The organism is Methanobrevibacter sp. (assembly GCF_045586545.1).
Classification (GTDB): domain Archaea; phylum Methanobacteriota; class Methanobacteria; order Methanobacteriales; family Methanobacteriaceae; genus Methanocatella.
Window position 1 is genome coordinate 1 of the sequence record NZ_JAZNAN010000040.1, and the last position, 15461, is coordinate 15461.

Genomic DNA, 15461 nt, shown 5'->3' on the forward strand with positions numbered 1-15461 from the left:
TTGGATAACCGTATTTTTAGATTTGGGATTTAAATTCAAGAGTAATACTTTAAAAACATTTATATGTTTATTACTTTTTATAATTTTATAGATTATTTAATTAAATTTTATTAATTAGATAATTTGGCTATTAATTATTAATAAAAATAGTTGGGGAGTAATATGGAAATTTATATGCAGAAAATCGGAATGATTAGACAAGATTTCAATCCGAGAAATTCAAAATTAAATCTTGATATTGATTGGGCTATTGAATATCAAAATACTGATCAAAGTCAAATAAATTTTGATATAATTTTAAAGTCATGTGGGAATTTCACTCTAAACTTTAAAATAGAAGGGATTTTGAAATTAGATTTGTTTGAAACTTTTGCACAAGAGGAAGTTTCACAAATAATCTTTAACCAGGCATGTAATATTTTAATGGATATGATTTCTATAACTAGAGAGTCAACTCATATTTTATCAAATCATGGCGATTTATCAAATATAGGCAGTGAAAATATTCCAAATACTCTTTTTAATTAATTGGTGATGTATTATGTTAGAAATTAAGCACACATTATGTCCTTCCTGTAGTGTTGGTTGCGGTATTAATGTTGTTTTAAATGATGGAGAAATTGTTGGAACTTTTCCGTATAAAAGACATCCAGTTAACGCTGGTAAAAATTGTTTAAATGGAAGAAATTCCTTAGAAATTTATCAAAACAAATTTGAGAATGCGGTTGTATCTAATTCTCAAACAGATGTTGATGGCACTATTGAAAGTGTTTTAAAAGAATTAAGTGTCGCTGATTCTTCTCAAGTGTCTGTAATTTGTTCTGGTAATAATAGTATGGATGAAATTGAAGCAATAAAAAGCTTTGCTGAATCAAAAGGTTTTAATATAGGATTTTATGCAGACAATCTAAATAATTTTGCCGATGTTGCATCTTATGATGATGTTGAAAGTGCAAGCAATGTATTTGTAATCGGTGATTTGTTATACGAAAATCCATTAATCGGAAGAAGAATTGTTCATGCTAAACAAAATGGAGCTAAAATATTTGCTTTAGGAAAAACTGATAAATCTGTGACATTTAATATTGCAGATGAGGTTTTCAATTCTTCAGTTCAGGAATTTTTAGACAATGCTGCAGATAAGATTGATGATTCATCAGTGGTTGTATTTAATTATGTGGATGCTCAAGAGGATTTAGATAAAATCAGTGATTTGGCCTGTAAGAAATTGCCGGTATTTTCCAAATCCAATTCCAAAGGTGCTTTAAACATAGTTGATGCAAAATCAAAAGAAGAAATGATTGAATTATTGGACAATACTAAAGTTTTATTGGTATTTAATGATGATATTGTTGAAGAATTCGACTTTGATTTTGGAAAAATATCAAAAATCATTAGTTTCGCACCATGTGAAAACAGTACAACTGAAATTTCAGACATTGTTGTTCCTATTAAAACATGGCTTGAAAAAGATGGATCATTTGTAAATGCAATGGGCGATGAGCAAACTTTCAGTGCAGTTATCGAATCAGATGTTTTAAGTGAAATTGAGATAATTGATAAATTAAATGGATAGGTGATCAGATGAGTTATGTTTTAGCAAAATCTCAAAATGACGATATACTTAAAGCTGGTGAATGTGGCGGAGCTGTTACAAGTATCCTCAAATATTTGCTTGATGAAGAAATTGTTGATGGAGTTTTAGCAATAAGTCCATGTGATGATGTTTATGATGGAATTCCAACTTTCGTAACCAACTCCGAGGATTTAATGAAAACTGCAGGTTCTTATCACTGTGCTCCTACAATGATTGGGGATTTAGTACAAAAATACCTATTTGATAAAAAAGTTGCAGTTACAGCAAAGCCTTGTGATATGAGAGCTATTGAAGAGCTTATTTCAAGACACAAAATTGATAAAGATAACATTTATGTAATCGGTTTGAACTGTGGAGGAACAGTATCTCCTGTAAGCGGTAGAAAAATGATTGATTTGTTCTACGAAGCAGACCCTGATGATGTTGTAAGTGAAGAGATTGACAAAGGTCAATTTATCATCGAGCTTGCAGACGGTTCCGAAGAAGCAGTAAAAATCCATGATTTAGAAAACGAAGGTTACGGACGTCGTACAAACTGTCAAAGATGTGATGTAAAAATCCCTAGAAAAGCAAACATCGCTTGTGGAAACTGGGGAGCTGAAGACGGATGGACATTCATTGAAATTAATGATGAAAAAGGCCAGGAATTAATTGACGGCGCTAAAAAAGCAGGACTTTTAGAAACCAAAAATCCAGCTGATGCCGCTGTTCAAGGCAGAGAAAAAGTTGAAGGCATCATGATTAAAATGGCTAAAAAAGTTCAAAGTGCAATGTATCCGACTGTTAGTGAAATGGATGAATGGAACCGTTGTATTAGCTGTTATGCATGTCGTGACGTATGTCCAATCTGTTGGTGTTTTGAAAACTGCGAATTAAACAAACCATACTTTAAGGATGTACAAAACATCCCACCTACACCAATATCATTCCAGGGTGTAAGATTGTCTCACATGAGTTTCAGTTGTGTAGACTGTGGACAATGTGATGATGTATGTCCGATGGATATTCCTGTTTCATTAATCTTTGATAAACTACAGAAAAAATACTTTGAAAGAACTGGTTATGTAGCTGGAGTTTCTGATGATATTAAACCTCCATTATATAGTCCGGAAAAAACTGAGTTATGAGGTGATTTGATGGCTGATGATTTAAAAATTGTAGGTTTATTATGTAATTGGTGTTGTTATGGAGGTGCGGATACTGCAGGAACTGCACGTATGCAATATTCTCCAAACATTAGAATCATTCGTGTAATGTGCTCTGGAAGAATTAACCCTTCCATGGTCTTCAAGGCATTCCAAGAAGGTGCTGATGGAGTATTTGTAGGCGGTTGTCATATTGGAGATTGCCATTATGATGCTGGAAACTACAAATGGTCTAGACGATCAAAAATTGTAGAAGATATCTTAGAAGAATTCGGAATTGAAAAAGAAAGATTCCGTCATGAATGGATTTCTGCTTCCGAAGGTGAAAAATTCCAAAGAACAATGGAGGAATTTCATAAGACTTTGACAAAGTTAGGCCCATTAGAGTTAGAATAATCAGATAAACCGGCCAAGATGTAAATAGCTATTATTAGCTATTTACTTCTCCTTCCTAATTGTCTTTCTAAGATTAGTGATTCGTTACTAATGTTAGAAAGATAGTTAAATAGCAATATTTGATTATTTTTCAAATTAATTATTTCTATGTTGATAATTCATCATTAGCCGATAACTATTAATTGAGGGCATTACGATTTTTAGTTATTATTTTTCTCCATCGATATAGATTTAATTAATAATTTAAGAAGAGAGATTTATGTGAAGTTCATGTAGGTTTCTTTCACTGTCTACAATAGCTATTGAAGTTTAATCTTTGATAGCTATACTCTATTTTATATTATAATACTTTTCACATCTTTTTTATTATTATAATACTTTCAAATTGCATTTTATTATTCAAATTTTGATTTAAACTTGTTTAATATAAAATAACATATTCTTATTATTTTAATTTTAATTCAGATAACTTTAATAAGGATTAAGGTTAAAATTAAATATGAATCAAGTTTAGGTGATTTTATGAGTTGTTGGAAATATTGGGGAAAACTTGAAGAAATCGCAAATAAATTATCTAGCTATGGTGATTTGGATAAGTACGGCGATTCTGCCCTAGATGATGTAAATATTGAAGAAATCATTGAGATATTGGATGATGTTGAAATCATTGCTCATGATAAGACAATCGATTTCGACTCAGCAAAACATATTCTTGATGATGAAAAGATGAATAAGGCTTTAAAGTTGATTAGGAAGTTTTATGTTTACGTTGGTGCAAGACTCGAAACGGAAAATGCTTTAAAAATTTTAGAATCTGATAATCCAACTGAAACCCTAGATTCATTCCATTTCTATGATCGATACATTGGTTTAATTGAAAATGAAAGTCAGTTAGTAAGATTTAACAAAGATAAAACATTTGTATTTTTAGGCTCTGGCCCCCTACCATTAACATTGATAATGTTTAACAAGGTATATGGGTGCAAATGTATTGGAATTGAAATGCAAGAAAACGTTGCAGAGTTATCCAGAAAAGTCTTAAAAAGATTAGGTCTTGACGAAGATATTGAAATTGTTGTGGGTAATGAAAAAGTCATTGAAAATCTTGATTATGATATTTTAATGGTTGCAGCATTGGCCGAGCCAAAAGACAGGGTATTTGCAAATATCTGGGAGTATGTTGATGAGAATACTCCGGTAATCTATAGGACATACACTGGTATGAGGGCTATCTTATATGCTCCTGTTCTTGATAAGGATACCAGGGGTTTCCACAAGGAGGTAATGGTGCTTCCAACAGGAAATACAAACAATACCTCTGTTTTAATCAGAAAAATCAGTTAATTTTTTTTTTAAAGATTCCATGTCGCTAAACATGGAATCAATATTCGAATTCTATTTTGTGAAGTAATTTTTTGGAATTCTTATAGTTAAGTAACATGATGAATCTGTACAAGGAAGCGTTCACTTTCAGATTAAACTATAAGAATTTCCGTGTTTTTTGATAATGCTAGCAATTATCGAGTATACTTATATTTGAGGTCATATAAATCTTTTTTCTTCTTTTTGACATCAATTTTACGCAGTGAAAGCAATTTTTCATAGTGAATACAATAATTTATAAGGTATTTTAACACAATATATTATCATGAAAGGAATTATTGGAGCTATCGCCGGAGATATAATTGGATCACCTTATGAATCCAATCGAATTAAAACTAAAGATTTTAGATTGTTTAGTAATTATTCAGGATTTACAGACGATACCGTATTGACATTGGCCATTGCTAATTGGCTGGTTGAAGATAAGACTTCAAAAGATGTTTTGATTAGAAATCTTAAATCGTTTGCAAACAAGTACTCTCATGCAGGTTATGGTAGAAGCTTTATACATTGGATGAAGAGTGAAAATCCGGATCCTTATGGAAGCTGGTCAAACGGTTCAGCAATGCGAGTTTCCCCTTGCGCATGGGTAGCGGAATCCTTTGAAGAGGCACATGAATTGGCTTATGCTTCAGCTGCAGTGACCCATAATCATCCGGATGGTGTTAACGGAGCTATTGCAACATGCGAAGCGATTTATCTTGCAAGGGTTGGCGCCAGCAAGGATGAAATCAAAGAGCACATCGAAGTCAGATATGACTATGATTTGAGCCGCAGGCTGGATGAAATCAGGCCGGTGTATTCCTTTGAGTTGAAATGTTCAAAAAGTGTTCCTGAAGCCATAATTTGCTTTTTAGAAGCTGACGACTATGAAGATACAGTCAGAAATGCTGTTTCACTTGGAGGAGATGCAGATACTCAAGCGGCAATTGCCGGAAGCATTGCTTCAGCATATTATGATGTTCCTGAAAGAATTTCACGTGAAGCTATAAATCGACTGGATAATAATCTGTTAAATGTTTTCAATCGTTTTGAAGAGAAATACATGAAAATTTAAATAAGGGGTTAAACTTAAAATTAATTGGTTATACCCATGAAAAACAAATTTATATTTTTTATTATTTTATTGACTTTATTTTTATCAATTTCTACAATCTCGGCCAGTGAAAACATAACTGATGTGCATGGTGTAGATGAAGACATGGACATCTGCTCTTTGGATAATGCTACAGCTGAAGTGAACAGGTCAGCTACTGATATTAGAGCAGATGATGTTGTCTCATACATTGATTTAAATGATAATTTCACAGTATCATTAACATCCAATGGTTCTGCCTTGGCAAATAAGACTGTTCGGTTAAGTTTAGATGAAAAATTATACAATAAAACTACTGACGATTTCGGAATTGCAGTATTTGATTTCAAACTTAAAAACGGAACATATGCCGTAAGCTATTCCTTTGCAGGCGATGATGAATATTTACCATCAAACGGAACTGCAACCATTCTTGTCAAACCTGACATTATAACTTATTTAAAAGTGGTGGATAAGAACATAAACTACCGTGAAGGTCTGAAATCTATTTTTCAGTTAAGGCTGGTTGATGTAAATAATAATCCGATTTCCAATCAAATTGTTGTAATTATTGTGAATGGTAAAACCTACAATCTCACAACTGATGGTGAAGGTGTCGTAAGCATTAAGCTGAAGCTTAAGAAGGGAACTTACGATATCAATTACACTTTCAACAAAACTGGAAACTACCTTTCCAGCAACGGAACTTTTAATATAACCGTCAAAACTAAACTCGATTCAGGAAATGGATATTGGGTTAATAAATGGGATATGGAAAAGGTAAACCTTAAAAAGCTTTCCAAATTAGGAACCAAACAGATCTTCCTTCAGCACACGGCATTCTCCAAGTATGGTGAAGCAAAAGTTTTGAAATGGATTAAGAAGGCTCATAAGTATGGCATTAAAGTTCATATTTGGTTGGCTGTATTTTATAAGGATGGAAAATACATTCATGCCGCAAGCAAAAAGGGCAATTATAACAAGAAGCAGATGAACAGCATAATTAAGAAAGCCAAATATTATGCTTCTCTTGATGGTGTTGACGGCATTCATTTTGATTATCTGAGATATGGTGGAAATGCCTATAAATTCAAAAATGGAACTGAGGCCATTAATTATTTTGTTAAAAAGGCATGCACTAAAGTCAGGGCAGTGAATTCAGAGTGCATAATGTCTGCTGCCGTAATGCCTGAACCAAATGATATGATAAAATACTATGGTCAGGACATTCCAACATTATCAAAATACTTGGATGTTGTAATTCCAATGGTCTATAAGGGAAATTACCATGCAAGCAGCAAATGGATTAAAAAAACGACCAAAACATTTACAAAGCAATCCAATGGCGCTTTGATATGGTCAGGTCTTCAAACCTATAAATCAGATTGGAATGTGAAAAAATTGTCCTATAAGGCACTGTTTAAGGATGCGCAGTATGCCATGAAAGGTAAGGCCAGCGGTGTTGTTTTATTCAGATGGGGTTTGTCTCAATTTTTGAACTTTAATAAGTTATAATCTTTCTTTCTTTTTTTTATTTTTCATTTTTTTAAGCTGGTTCATGAACCTTTCATCATAGTTTCTGGCCACGTCTTCGTATTTGTTCCAGATTCCAATGGCCGTTTCGGGAATCACATTCCTTTTATCTTCCGAAAATTTGGTATATGTGTGCATCATTTCCTTTGAATCGGAAATCAGAACCTTTACAAATGGAATGTCTGCCTTTTTGATGTTGATGCCGGCATCCTTGAACATTTTGATGATATTCACTTCCTCATCGTTTATGTAGCATGTCGGGGAAGCCAGGATGTTCACATTTAAGCTGCGTTTTCTTTTAAAGGCTTTAACAAGGGCTTCGCCTTCCCCTTCAAAGAGAAATCCTATTCTCATGTTCACGGAGCTTTTGGATCTTTTTATGATTTCCACTTCTTGGGCTATAATCTTTTCAACACCATATATTCTCCAGATTGGTGCCTGGACCTGACTCATTCCGTTTTCATATATGTATGTCAGTCTTGTGATGGTATCGTCAATCTCCCCGTCAATACGTTCCTTTTCACGGCTCAACACTTCAACCGGAGATTTCACGTTATATGTCAGTGGCCTTCCGTCCTCAACTTCAATGAAATTCTTCTCGATTAGCCCCTTCAAAACATCATATATTTTACTGCGAGGAATGCCTGATTTTTCGGACACTTCACTTGCCGTTGATGAGATTAATGAAGTGAGGGTTACATATGCTTGAGCTTCATACATTGTCAATCCTAATCCTTTAAGTATAGCTACATTATCGTCCATGTTTATACTATGTTTTAAGAAATATATAAGTTTACCACTTTTACTACTTGAATAGTGACAATATCTTTATATACTCTTTAAATGAAACTATGATTAACTACTATTAAAAGAGGTATTAAAATGTCAGATGGCTTAGATATGTTTTGTTATCAATGTTCCCAGACCGCTCATGGTTCTGGATGTACTATAAAAGGTGTTTGCGGTAAAAATGCAACTGTAGCAAGATTACAGGATAATTTGATCTTTACAATGAAAGGAATCAGTGCATACAACTACAATGCAAACGTTTTAGGAAAATTCAATCCTGAAATTGATGCATTCCTGACTAAAGGTTTATACACTACATTGACCAACGTCAACTTCGATGCTGGCGATTTGGTTGCGCTCGCTTTGGAAGCAGGTAAAGTAAGTGTAGATGTAATGAGACTCCTCAAAGATGCTCACATTGAAGCATACGGAGAACCACAACCTGTCGAAGTTAAAGTTGGTGCACAGGAAGGGCCAGCTATTATAGTAACCGGTCACGACTTAAAAGCTTTAGAGGAATTGTTAAAGCAAGTTGAAGGAACCGATATTAAAGTCTACACCCACTCCGAAATGTTGCCTGCTCACGGATATCCTGGACTCAACAAATATGAAAACTTGGCCGGACAACTTGGTGGAGCATGGCACGATCAAAGACAGACATTCAAAAAATACAATGCTGCAATTGTTGGAACCAGCAACTGTGTATTGCCTGCAATGGATTCATACAAGGAAAGAATGTTCACTATGGATGTAGCTAAACTTGAAGGTGTAAAAACCATTGAAGATTATGACTTTTCAGAAGTAATCGAATGTGCGAAATCTTTAGGATCTTTAGAACCTGAAGAATTGACCACAATCACTACCGGTTGGAGTGCAGGAGCTATTGTTGAACATGCAGATGCAATCAAAAAATTAGTTGAAGAAGGTAAAATCAGAAGATTCTTTGTTGTCGGCGGATGTGACAAGGCAGCAAAACACAATGACTACTACAGGGAATTCGTTGCAAACTTGCCTGAAGATACAGTAATCTTAACATTAGCTTGTGGTAAATACAAATTCAATGACTTGGATTTAGGAGATATTGAAGGCATTCCAAGATTGCTTGATGTGGGTCAATGTAATGATACAATTGTTGCTGTTGATGTGGCAGTTGCATTATGTGAATTATTCGGCATGGAATTGAATGAATTGCCGTTAACTATCGTACTCAGTTGGATGGAGCAAAAGGCTGCAGCAGTACTCTGGGCATTGCTCTACTTGGGCAAAACCGATATGTGGATTGGACCTGTACTTCCTGCATGGTGTAATGAAGACATATTGAATGTATTGGTTGAAAACTACAACTTGACTCCTACAACTGGCGATGCAATAGCTGATATCAAAACCATTATGGGGGAATAAGCAATGATCGAGGATATTAAGGCAAAACCTTTAAATATCCAAAAATTAGTTGACTATCAGGATGATAGTGTAATCAGCCGTGAAGTAATCAAAAAAGAGCTGGGAACAGTAACATTCTTTGCCTTTGATCAAGGCCAGGGATTATCAGAGCACTCTGCTCCTTTTGATGCAATGGTTCAGGTAATTGATGGTGAAGCGGAAATTACAATTTCCGGTGTAAAAAACACTGTTAAAGCAGGTGAGATTATTATCATGCCAGCTAATGAGCCACATGCACTTCAGGCAGAAAACAGTCCATATAAAATGATATTGACCATGATTAAAAGTGATTAATTTCATTTTATTTTTTCTATTTTTTTCCACCAGACCATTATCCAATCAGCTTTATCTTTAACGTTGTAATACTTTCCTGTTTCCTCATCATAGGTTAGGATTCTTTCCAGATATTTTCTAAGAAGCTCCTTTTCTTCATCAGAATATAAATCGAGTCTGAATTTGCCGTTGTCAACGGCTTCATCGATACTGTCATATTCGCGGTAGTTATTCAGGTCGAAGCGTTGAACGTTGGGATAGATTCCAAGATTGAACAGAATATTAAAGAAATAGTTGTAGTCCGGAAAATCCTCTGTTTGTATGCCTAATTCCTTATCAAAATCTTTTTCAATCTTTTTGTTTTCAGGACCGAAAATAGTTATGAAAACGTATTTGTTTGCGATTTTATTCAGTTCCAACAGGACATCCTCAATTGGAATGATTGCATTCAGGGACCTTGAGCAGACCACGACATCAACATCTCCAATTTCTTCATATTGGATTTCTTCAATCGGTTTTAGTATTGTCTCGATATTGTCAACATTATTCTCTTTGGCTCTTTTTTCAAGGTATTCAAGCATTTTGGCTGATGAGTCAACTCCAATTACCTTTTTTACCTTTTTTGCAAGGGGAACTGTAATTGATCCTTCTCCGCATCCGACATCGAGAACTGTATCGTTTTCATCTAAAATCAGCATGTCAAACAATGTGGAATTATAGTCATCCTTACGTGTTCTTTTATAAAATCCGGGCGCTGCCTTATCCCAGTCCTTATTCTTTTTACCGGTTAGTCTTTCAGCCCAAAAGCTTGCCCAATCGACATCATTTGGGTTTTCAATGCATTGTTTCATATTTTTGTTCTCCCTTCCAAAACGTTCATGTAGTCTTCATAGTTTTCCTTCAGAAGTTCAGGAATGTCAAGTTCATATGGGCACTTGTCCACGCATTCGTAGCATTCAACACAGTCAAGGGTCTTTTTCATTATCTCCTGGGTTCTTTCATCCATATTTGGTTCGGTTGGGAAACGCCTTATCCAGAGTGACATTCTTGCACATAAGCTGACGTTGATTTCCTGTGGGCAGGGCATGCAGTATCCGCATCCTCTGCAGAAGTTTACTCCAAGTTCCTTCTTATCATTTTCAATAGCCAGTCTTAAATCATCATCCAAAACGGTATTTTCGTCGTATGATAGAAATTCGTCAAGTTCTGAAATCTTCTGAATTCCCCAGATTGGCAGGACATTATCGAATTGATTCATGTAAGCATAACTTGCCTTTGAATTTTTAATTAATCCTCCACCCATTCCTTTCATTGCAAGGAAACCGACATCCAGCTGTTTGCATTTTTCGACTAGTTTGATTTCTTCATCACCGCTTAAATATGAAAATGGATATTGCAGGGTTTCATATAATCCAGAATCCAATGCTTCATGAGCATGGGTAATCTTATGGGTTGTGATTCCAATGTGCTTAACCAAACCCTGGTCTTTTGCTTCAAGCATTGCCTTATACAAGTCATCTTCGGCCTTTGGGCAGAATGAAATGTTGTGAAATTGATATAAATCCAAATAATCGGTTCTCAATTCTTTTAAGGAGGTTTCCAAATCACTCCAAAATTCTTCAGGGGTTTCCATTCCGGTTTTTGAAGCGATATAGATGTTTTCACGAACATCTTCAAAGGCTTTTCCTAGCTTTTCTTCACTGTCTGTGTAAAAGCGTGCAGTATCGTAAAAGTCAATTCCATTATCGTATGCTTTTTTAAGTATTTCAATGGAATCTTTTTCATTTCTCCTCTGGATTGGAAGCGCTCCAAAACCGTTTTTATTCACTTCAAGATTTGTTTTTCCCAGCCTCATTTTATCAATACCCATATAATTCTTAATGTTTATATATCTTCAATTAAATAAATAATATTACTTATTTTTTATAATTAACTTATTATTGTGATGATTAAATGAATGATTTAGAAGAAATTATTTACAAGCATGCTTTATTAAATGCAGCTAAACATAAGGGCTCCGCAAATCCTGGAGCAGTAATGGGTTCAATCATGGCAAATGAACCGGAACTTAGAAGCAGGGCAAAGGAAATTGGACCGATGTCCGGCAAGATTGTAGCGAAAGTAAATGCTTTAAGTCCTGAAGAGCAAGCTTCAGAAATGGAAAACTTGGGCATTGAAGTTGAAACTAAAAAGCCAAAAGCTAAAGAAACTGGTTTACAGGAACTTCCGGGAACTCATGAAAACATTGTTTTGAGATTTGCTCCAAACCCAAGTGGACCGCTACATATCGGACATTCCCGTGCTGCAGTTCCAAATGCGGAATATGTTAAAAGGCACAACGGTAAATTAATTTTAAGAATTGAAGATACAGATCCAAAGAGAGTCTATGAACCTGCCTATGAGATGATTCCTGAAGATTTGAAATGGCTTGGAATCAATCCTGATGAAGTGATTTATCAGTCAGACAGATTTGAAACCTATTATGATTATGCCCGCCAGCTGATTGAAAAGGGAGCAGCCTACATGTGTACCTGTGACGGAGCGGACTTCAAGGAACTCAAGGACAATTGCAAAGCCTGCCCATGCAGAGACAATTCCGTCGAAGAGAATTTGGAATTATGGGAAAAATTCGACAGCATGGAAGCCGGTGAAGCGGTTCTAAGAGTAAAAACTGATATAAACCATAAGAACCCTGCAATTAGGGATTGGGTTGCAATGAGACTGGTTGACGAAGAGCACCCTCGTTTAGGCACAAAATACAGAATCTATCCGATGATGAACTTCTCTGTTGCAGTGGATGACCATCTGATGGGATTGACTCATGTCTTAAGAGGAAAAGACCACCTTGCAAACACAGAAAAACAGAAATATCTCTATGATGCCATGGGATGGGACGTGCCTGAATATATCCACTATGGAAGACTCAAGATGGAGGACATTGCATTGAGTACCTCAAAAGCGATGGAAGGAATAGAAAATGGAACCTATAGCGGATGGGACGACCCTAGACTTGGAACTCTCAGAGCCATTGCAAGACGTGGAATCGACCCAAGAACCATCTATAACCTAATTACTGAAATCGGTGTTAAGATGGCGGATTCAGCTATCAGCTGGAAGAAAATCTATGGATTGAACCGTAATTTCCTGGAACCTGTAGCCAACAGATACTTCTTCTGTGAAGAACCTGTTGAAATTACTGTTGATGGTTACAGTGATGGCGAAGTGGCTATTGAAAGGCCGTTGCATGCCGACCATTTGGATAGGGGAAATAGGATATTGCTATTTGATGGAAGCGCCTATCTTGCTAAACAGGACATTAAGGATGGATTATTCAGATTGATGGATGCCGTCAATGTTGAAATTTCAGGCGATAATGTAACTTATCATTCAACTTCCTTTGAAGATGCAAGAGCAGTTAAAGCAAGAATAATCCAATGGGTGCCGGTTGAAGACAATGTTAATGTTAAAATAGTAATGGAAGATGCATCTGTAAAATCTGGTTTTGGTGAAGGTGCACTGCGTGATTTGGAAGTGGGCAGTGTCGTTCAATTTGAAAGGGTTGGATTTGCACGCCTCGATGAAATTAAGGATGATGAACTAGTATTTTACTATGCTCATAAATAGGTGTAAAAATGACAATGTTTACAAATGGTTATTCAACTCTTCAATTGCCTGAAGATTTTGAACAGATTGCTCCTAAAGATGAATTCACAGATTTATATTTGGTAAACACCAAAATTCCAATGTCCATTAAGTTTTCTACCACTCCAACATTATCTGGACTTCCGGAGATAATGAATGGCATTGAAGAAAATCTAAAAAACAATGATAAAATCGAGTTGGTTACTTCAGATTTTATCATTATCAATGAAAACCTTTATTATATGGTTGTTTCATCTTTTTCAGATGGGGAAAACCAAATCAGACGCAATGAATTTTTATATGTGGAGGATGACAATCTCTACATTTTTGAATTCACATATCCATATGCCGATAGGGAGCTTGATGGTTTTTATTTGAACATTATTCGTTCCTTAAAAATTAGCGTTCCAAAATATATTGTGGAAAACGGCAGTTATAGATTAAATCAGGAATGATTTAATCTTCTTTTTTTTAAAAAATAGTAAATGTAAAAAAGATATCTAGTATATCTTTTTCACGTCTTGTGGTTTGATTGTAATATCTTTGCGTCTGTACCTAACAGAGATGTCATCGCCGTTAATGGCGAATACTTTACTGGAATAGGTTTCGCCAGCATGGTTGAATATAATTTCATCTCCTTTTTTAAGCACGACTTCGGAATTGTTCAGGTTGATTTTTATATTGTCTCTTGAAGGCTTGCTCTTTATGGTTCCAACCTTTTCTGTTGCAAGTTCAGGTTCTGGAACTGTGTTTTTAGCCATTTTGAAGACTCTGCGAGTATTTTGTTCTCTTAATGTCGCATCGTTTCCTAAAGTGTGCAAGTCTTCATAGCTTGCATCAAAGTCTACATGAGTTTCGTTGATGATTGGTTCGAATTCATCAAATTCGTTAACGTTTCTGATGTAGCTTTCGTCTTCAGGAGTGTATTCGGTTTCGTCCTGTCCGATTTCCTGCACGATTTTGTCTTTAACATCCTGGAAGATTTTAGAACCTTTGATTTTATTTGCAATTTTATCCAAATCTTTTCTGTAGTCCAAATCCATTTTATTGTCGTCTATTGGACTAGGATCAGCTTTGACTTCTTCAATTTTATTTGGAGTTTTAAGGGTTGGTTCTTTTATCTCTTCGTTAGGAATGTCTTGGGAATCGTCATCTGCATTTAATAATATGTCTGTAATATTGTCGCTTTCGGAGATGCTTTCAACTTCTTCCTCGATTTCTTCTGAAGCGGTGGTGATTGCTTCTTCAATGTCTTTTTGTGATGTTGAAGGAGGAACGATTTCAGGGGTTGGTTCTTCAACATTTTCACTAACCTCTTCTGCTTCAGTATCATTGATTAAAGTGTTAATTGTTTCTTCGATAGGTTTTTCTTCCTCTTCAATGACCTCGCTGGCTGTCTCTTCAGCCACTTCTTCATTGACGATATCGGTGATTTTCTCTTCAGCAGGTTCAGTTTCATTGAGTATTTCACTTATTGTTCCTTCTTTGATTTCCTGTTCTACTATTTCTTCAATAAGTGGTTCTTCACCTTGTTCTTGCTGATGTTTTTTGATGCTTTCCTTGATTTCTTCTAAATCTTCATCATCACTAGAGATTTTTTGGGATTGTTTTTCTCTTTCACTGTCTTTTCTTTTTGATTCTTTGATTAATTCATCGATTGTGAATAAATCTTTTAATTCGGTTTTATCTTTATTATTCTGAGTCATAATATCCATCTGATTTGGTTTGATTGGTTCTTGAAACTTTTCTACTTTGTTTCCATAATCGATAAGCACTTGATTTGGATTTTTATATTCATAATTTATATCGGTGTCATCACGTTCTATAGTGTCAAAGACCTCATATTCTACTTTTTGAGGTTCTATATAAGTGTTATCTTGATAATTTGGGGCTGAATTCGGGTACAAACTAGTTGTTGGTTCGGCATTGTGTTCTGGTTTAATTTTATTTTTTCCGCTAGATATTATGTCATCAAAGACATTTCCTTCAGAAAGTTTTTCTTTTCCACCAGTTCCAATTTGTTTTCCATTATAGTGCCCTTTAACGAGTATAATTGATATTATACCGATTGCAGCAATAATTAACCAAAGTACAATAGTAAGTATATTCATATTTCCAACCCTTAAAATTTTATTATTATATATTTATGTAATATTCATTAATTTAAATATTTTTATCGAAAATCTTT

Annotated in this window: 15 protein-coding genes; 11 read left to right on the plus strand and 4 right to left on the minus strand. The window is 35.0% G+C overall.

The annotated features are described in order from the left end of the window. The first annotated feature begins 162 nt into the window (after window positions 1-162). From ACKI3D_RS03610 to ACKI3D_RS03640, 7 genes are all read left to right on the plus strand, one after another. Window positions 163-528, plus strand: a complete 366-nt coding sequence (locus ACKI3D_RS03610) for a pilus assembly protein (RefSeq protein ID WP_407392394.1) — start codon at window positions 163-165, stop codon at window positions 526-528. A 13-nt stretch (window positions 529-541) separates the two neighbouring features. Next, a complete protein-coding gene (locus ACKI3D_RS03615) occupies window positions 542-1576 on the plus strand; it encodes a molybdopterin-dependent oxidoreductase (protein ID WP_407392395.1) in 1035 nt (344 codons plus the stop codon). A gap of 8 nt (window positions 1577-1584) precedes the next feature. Further along, a complete protein-coding gene (locus tag ACKI3D_RS03620; protein WP_407392396.1) occupies window positions 1585-2724 on the plus strand; it encodes a Coenzyme F420 hydrogenase/dehydrogenase, beta subunit C-terminal domain in 1140 nt (379 codons plus the stop codon). Window positions 2725-2733: 9 nt separating this feature from the next. Next, on the plus strand, window positions 2734-3138 hold the full coding sequence (locus ACKI3D_RS03625; RefSeq protein WP_407392397.1) for a hydrogenase iron-sulfur subunit: 405 nt from the start codon (window positions 2734-2736) through the stop codon (window positions 3136-3138). Window positions 3139-3660: 522 nt separating this feature from the next. After that, window positions 3661-4482, plus strand: coding sequence for a nicotianamine synthase family protein (locus ACKI3D_RS03630; RefSeq protein WP_407392398.1), 822 nt, complete (start codon window positions 3661-3663; stop codon window positions 4480-4482). 304 nt (window positions 4483-4786) lie between these two features. Beyond that, window positions 4787-5578: an ADP-ribosylglycohydrolase family protein gene (locus ACKI3D_RS03635; RefSeq protein WP_407392399.1), complete on the plus strand. Its 792-nt coding sequence runs from the start codon at window positions 4787-4789 to the stop codon at window positions 5576-5578. A gap of 36 nt (window positions 5579-5614) precedes the next feature. Beyond that, window positions 5615-7111 (plus strand): putative glycoside hydrolase, encoded by a 1497-nt coding sequence (locus ACKI3D_RS03640; RefSeq protein ID WP_407392400.1) that lies wholly within the window; start codon window positions 5615-5617, stop codon window positions 7109-7111. Here ACKI3D_RS03640 and ACKI3D_RS03645 read toward each other — a convergent pair. Continuing rightward, on the minus strand, window positions 7106-7891 hold the full coding sequence (locus tag ACKI3D_RS03645; RefSeq protein WP_407392401.1) for a TrmB family transcriptional regulator: 786 nt from the start codon (window positions 7889-7891) through the stop codon (window positions 7106-7108). The two genes, ACKI3D_RS03640 and ACKI3D_RS03645, sit on opposite strands and share 6 nt — an antisense overlap. A 120-nt stretch (window positions 7892-8011) precedes the next feature. Here ACKI3D_RS03645 and hcp point away from each other — a divergent pair, with 120 nt between their 5' ends. Both hcp and ACKI3D_RS03655 read left to right on the plus strand, forming a co-directional pair. Further along, the gene (gene hcp, locus ACKI3D_RS03650) at window positions 8012-9319 is read left to right on the plus strand and encodes a hydroxylamine reductase (protein WP_407392402.1); all 1308 of its coding nucleotides are present in this window, start codon (window positions 8012-8014) and stop codon (window positions 9317-9319) included. Window positions 9320-9322: 3 nt separating this feature from the next. Further along, a complete protein-coding gene (locus ACKI3D_RS03655) occupies window positions 9323-9652 on the plus strand; it encodes a cupin domain-containing protein (RefSeq protein WP_407392403.1) in 330 nt (109 codons plus the stop codon). A gap of 2 nt (window positions 9653-9654) precedes the next feature. Here ACKI3D_RS03655 and ACKI3D_RS03660 read toward each other — a convergent pair whose 3' ends face one another. Further along, window positions 9655-10482 carry a class I SAM-dependent methyltransferase gene (locus ACKI3D_RS03660; protein WP_407392404.1) on the minus strand — a complete coding sequence of 276 codons (828 nt, stop codon included), beginning with the start codon at window positions 10480-10482 and terminating at the stop codon, window positions 9655-9657. After that, window positions 10479-11495: an aldo/keto reductase gene (locus tag ACKI3D_RS03665; RefSeq protein ID WP_407392408.1), complete on the minus strand. Its 1017-nt coding sequence runs from the start codon at window positions 11493-11495 to the stop codon at window positions 10479-10481. The genes ACKI3D_RS03660 and ACKI3D_RS03665 overlap by 4 nt, the downstream gene beginning before the upstream one ends. 89 nt (window positions 11496-11584) lie before the next feature. On the opposite strand from ACKI3D_RS03665, the gene ACKI3D_RS03670 reads away from it, so the two are divergent. Continuing rightward, the gene (locus tag ACKI3D_RS03670) at window positions 11585-13255 is read left to right on the plus strand and encodes a glutamate--tRNA ligase (protein WP_407392405.1); all 1671 of its coding nucleotides are present in this window, start codon (window positions 11585-11587) and stop codon (window positions 13253-13255) included. An 8-nt stretch (window positions 13256-13263) separates the two neighbouring features. After that, window positions 13264-13728: a hypothetical protein gene (locus ACKI3D_RS03675; protein WP_407392406.1), complete on the plus strand. Its 465-nt coding sequence runs from the start codon at window positions 13264-13266 to the stop codon at window positions 13726-13728. A gap of 45 nt (window positions 13729-13773) precedes the next feature. Here the strand turns inward: ACKI3D_RS03675 and ACKI3D_RS03680 are convergent, their stop codons facing one another. Then, window positions 13774-15384: a hypothetical protein gene (locus ACKI3D_RS03680; protein ID WP_407392407.1), complete on the minus strand. Its 1611-nt coding sequence runs from the start codon at window positions 15382-15384 to the stop codon at window positions 13774-13776. Window positions 15385-15461 lie beyond the last annotated feature (77 nt).

Bases quoted from the DNA above. Each gene is read 5' to 3' on its own strand.
- ACKI3D_RS03635 (WP_407392399.1), top strand. From the start codon at position 4,787: ATGAAAGGAATTATTGGAGCTATCGCCGGAGATATAATTGGATCACCT.
- ACKI3D_RS03675 (WP_407392406.1), top strand. From the start codon at position 13,264: ATGACAATGTTTACAAATGGTTATTCAACTCTTCAATTGCCTGAAGAT.
- ACKI3D_RS03660 (WP_407392404.1), bottom strand. From the start codon at position 10,482: ATGAAACAATGCATTGAAAACCCAAATGATGTCGATTGGGCAAGCTTT.
- ACKI3D_RS03615 (WP_407392395.1), top strand. From the start codon at position 542: ATGTTAGAAATTAAGCACACATTATGTCCTTCCTGTAGTGTTGGTTGC.
- ACKI3D_RS03655 (WP_407392403.1), top strand. From the start codon at position 9,323: ATGATCGAGGATATTAAGGCAAAACCTTTAAATATCCAAAAATTAGTT.
- ACKI3D_RS03625 (WP_407392397.1), top strand. From the start codon at position 2,734: ATGGCTGATGATTTAAAAATTGTAGGTTTATTATGTAATTGGTGTTGT.
- ACKI3D_RS03620 (WP_407392396.1), top strand. From the start codon at position 1,585: ATGAGTTATGTTTTAGCAAAATCTCAAAATGACGATATACTTAAAGCT.
- ACKI3D_RS03680 (WP_407392407.1), bottom strand. From the start codon at position 15,384: ATGAATATACTTACTATTGTACTTTGGTTAATTATTGCTGCAATCGGT.
- hcp (WP_407392402.1), top strand. From the start codon at position 8,012: ATGTCAGATGGCTTAGATATGTTTTGTTATCAATGTTCCCAGACCGCT.
- ACKI3D_RS03610 (WP_407392394.1), top strand. From the start codon at position 163: ATGGAAATTTATATGCAGAAAATCGGAATGATTAGACAAGATTTCAAT.
- ACKI3D_RS03640 (WP_407392400.1), top strand. From the start codon at position 5,615: ATGAAAAACAAATTTATATTTTTTATTATTTTATTGACTTTATTTTTA.
- ACKI3D_RS03670 (WP_407392405.1), top strand. From the start codon at position 11,585: ATGAATGATTTAGAAGAAATTATTTACAAGCATGCTTTATTAAATGCA.
- ACKI3D_RS03630 (WP_407392398.1), top strand. From the start codon at position 3,661: ATGAGTTGTTGGAAATATTGGGGAAAACTTGAAGAAATCGCAAATAAA.
- ACKI3D_RS03645 (WP_407392401.1), bottom strand. From the start codon at position 7,891: ATGGACGATAATGTAGCTATACTTAAAGGATTAGGATTGACAATGTAT.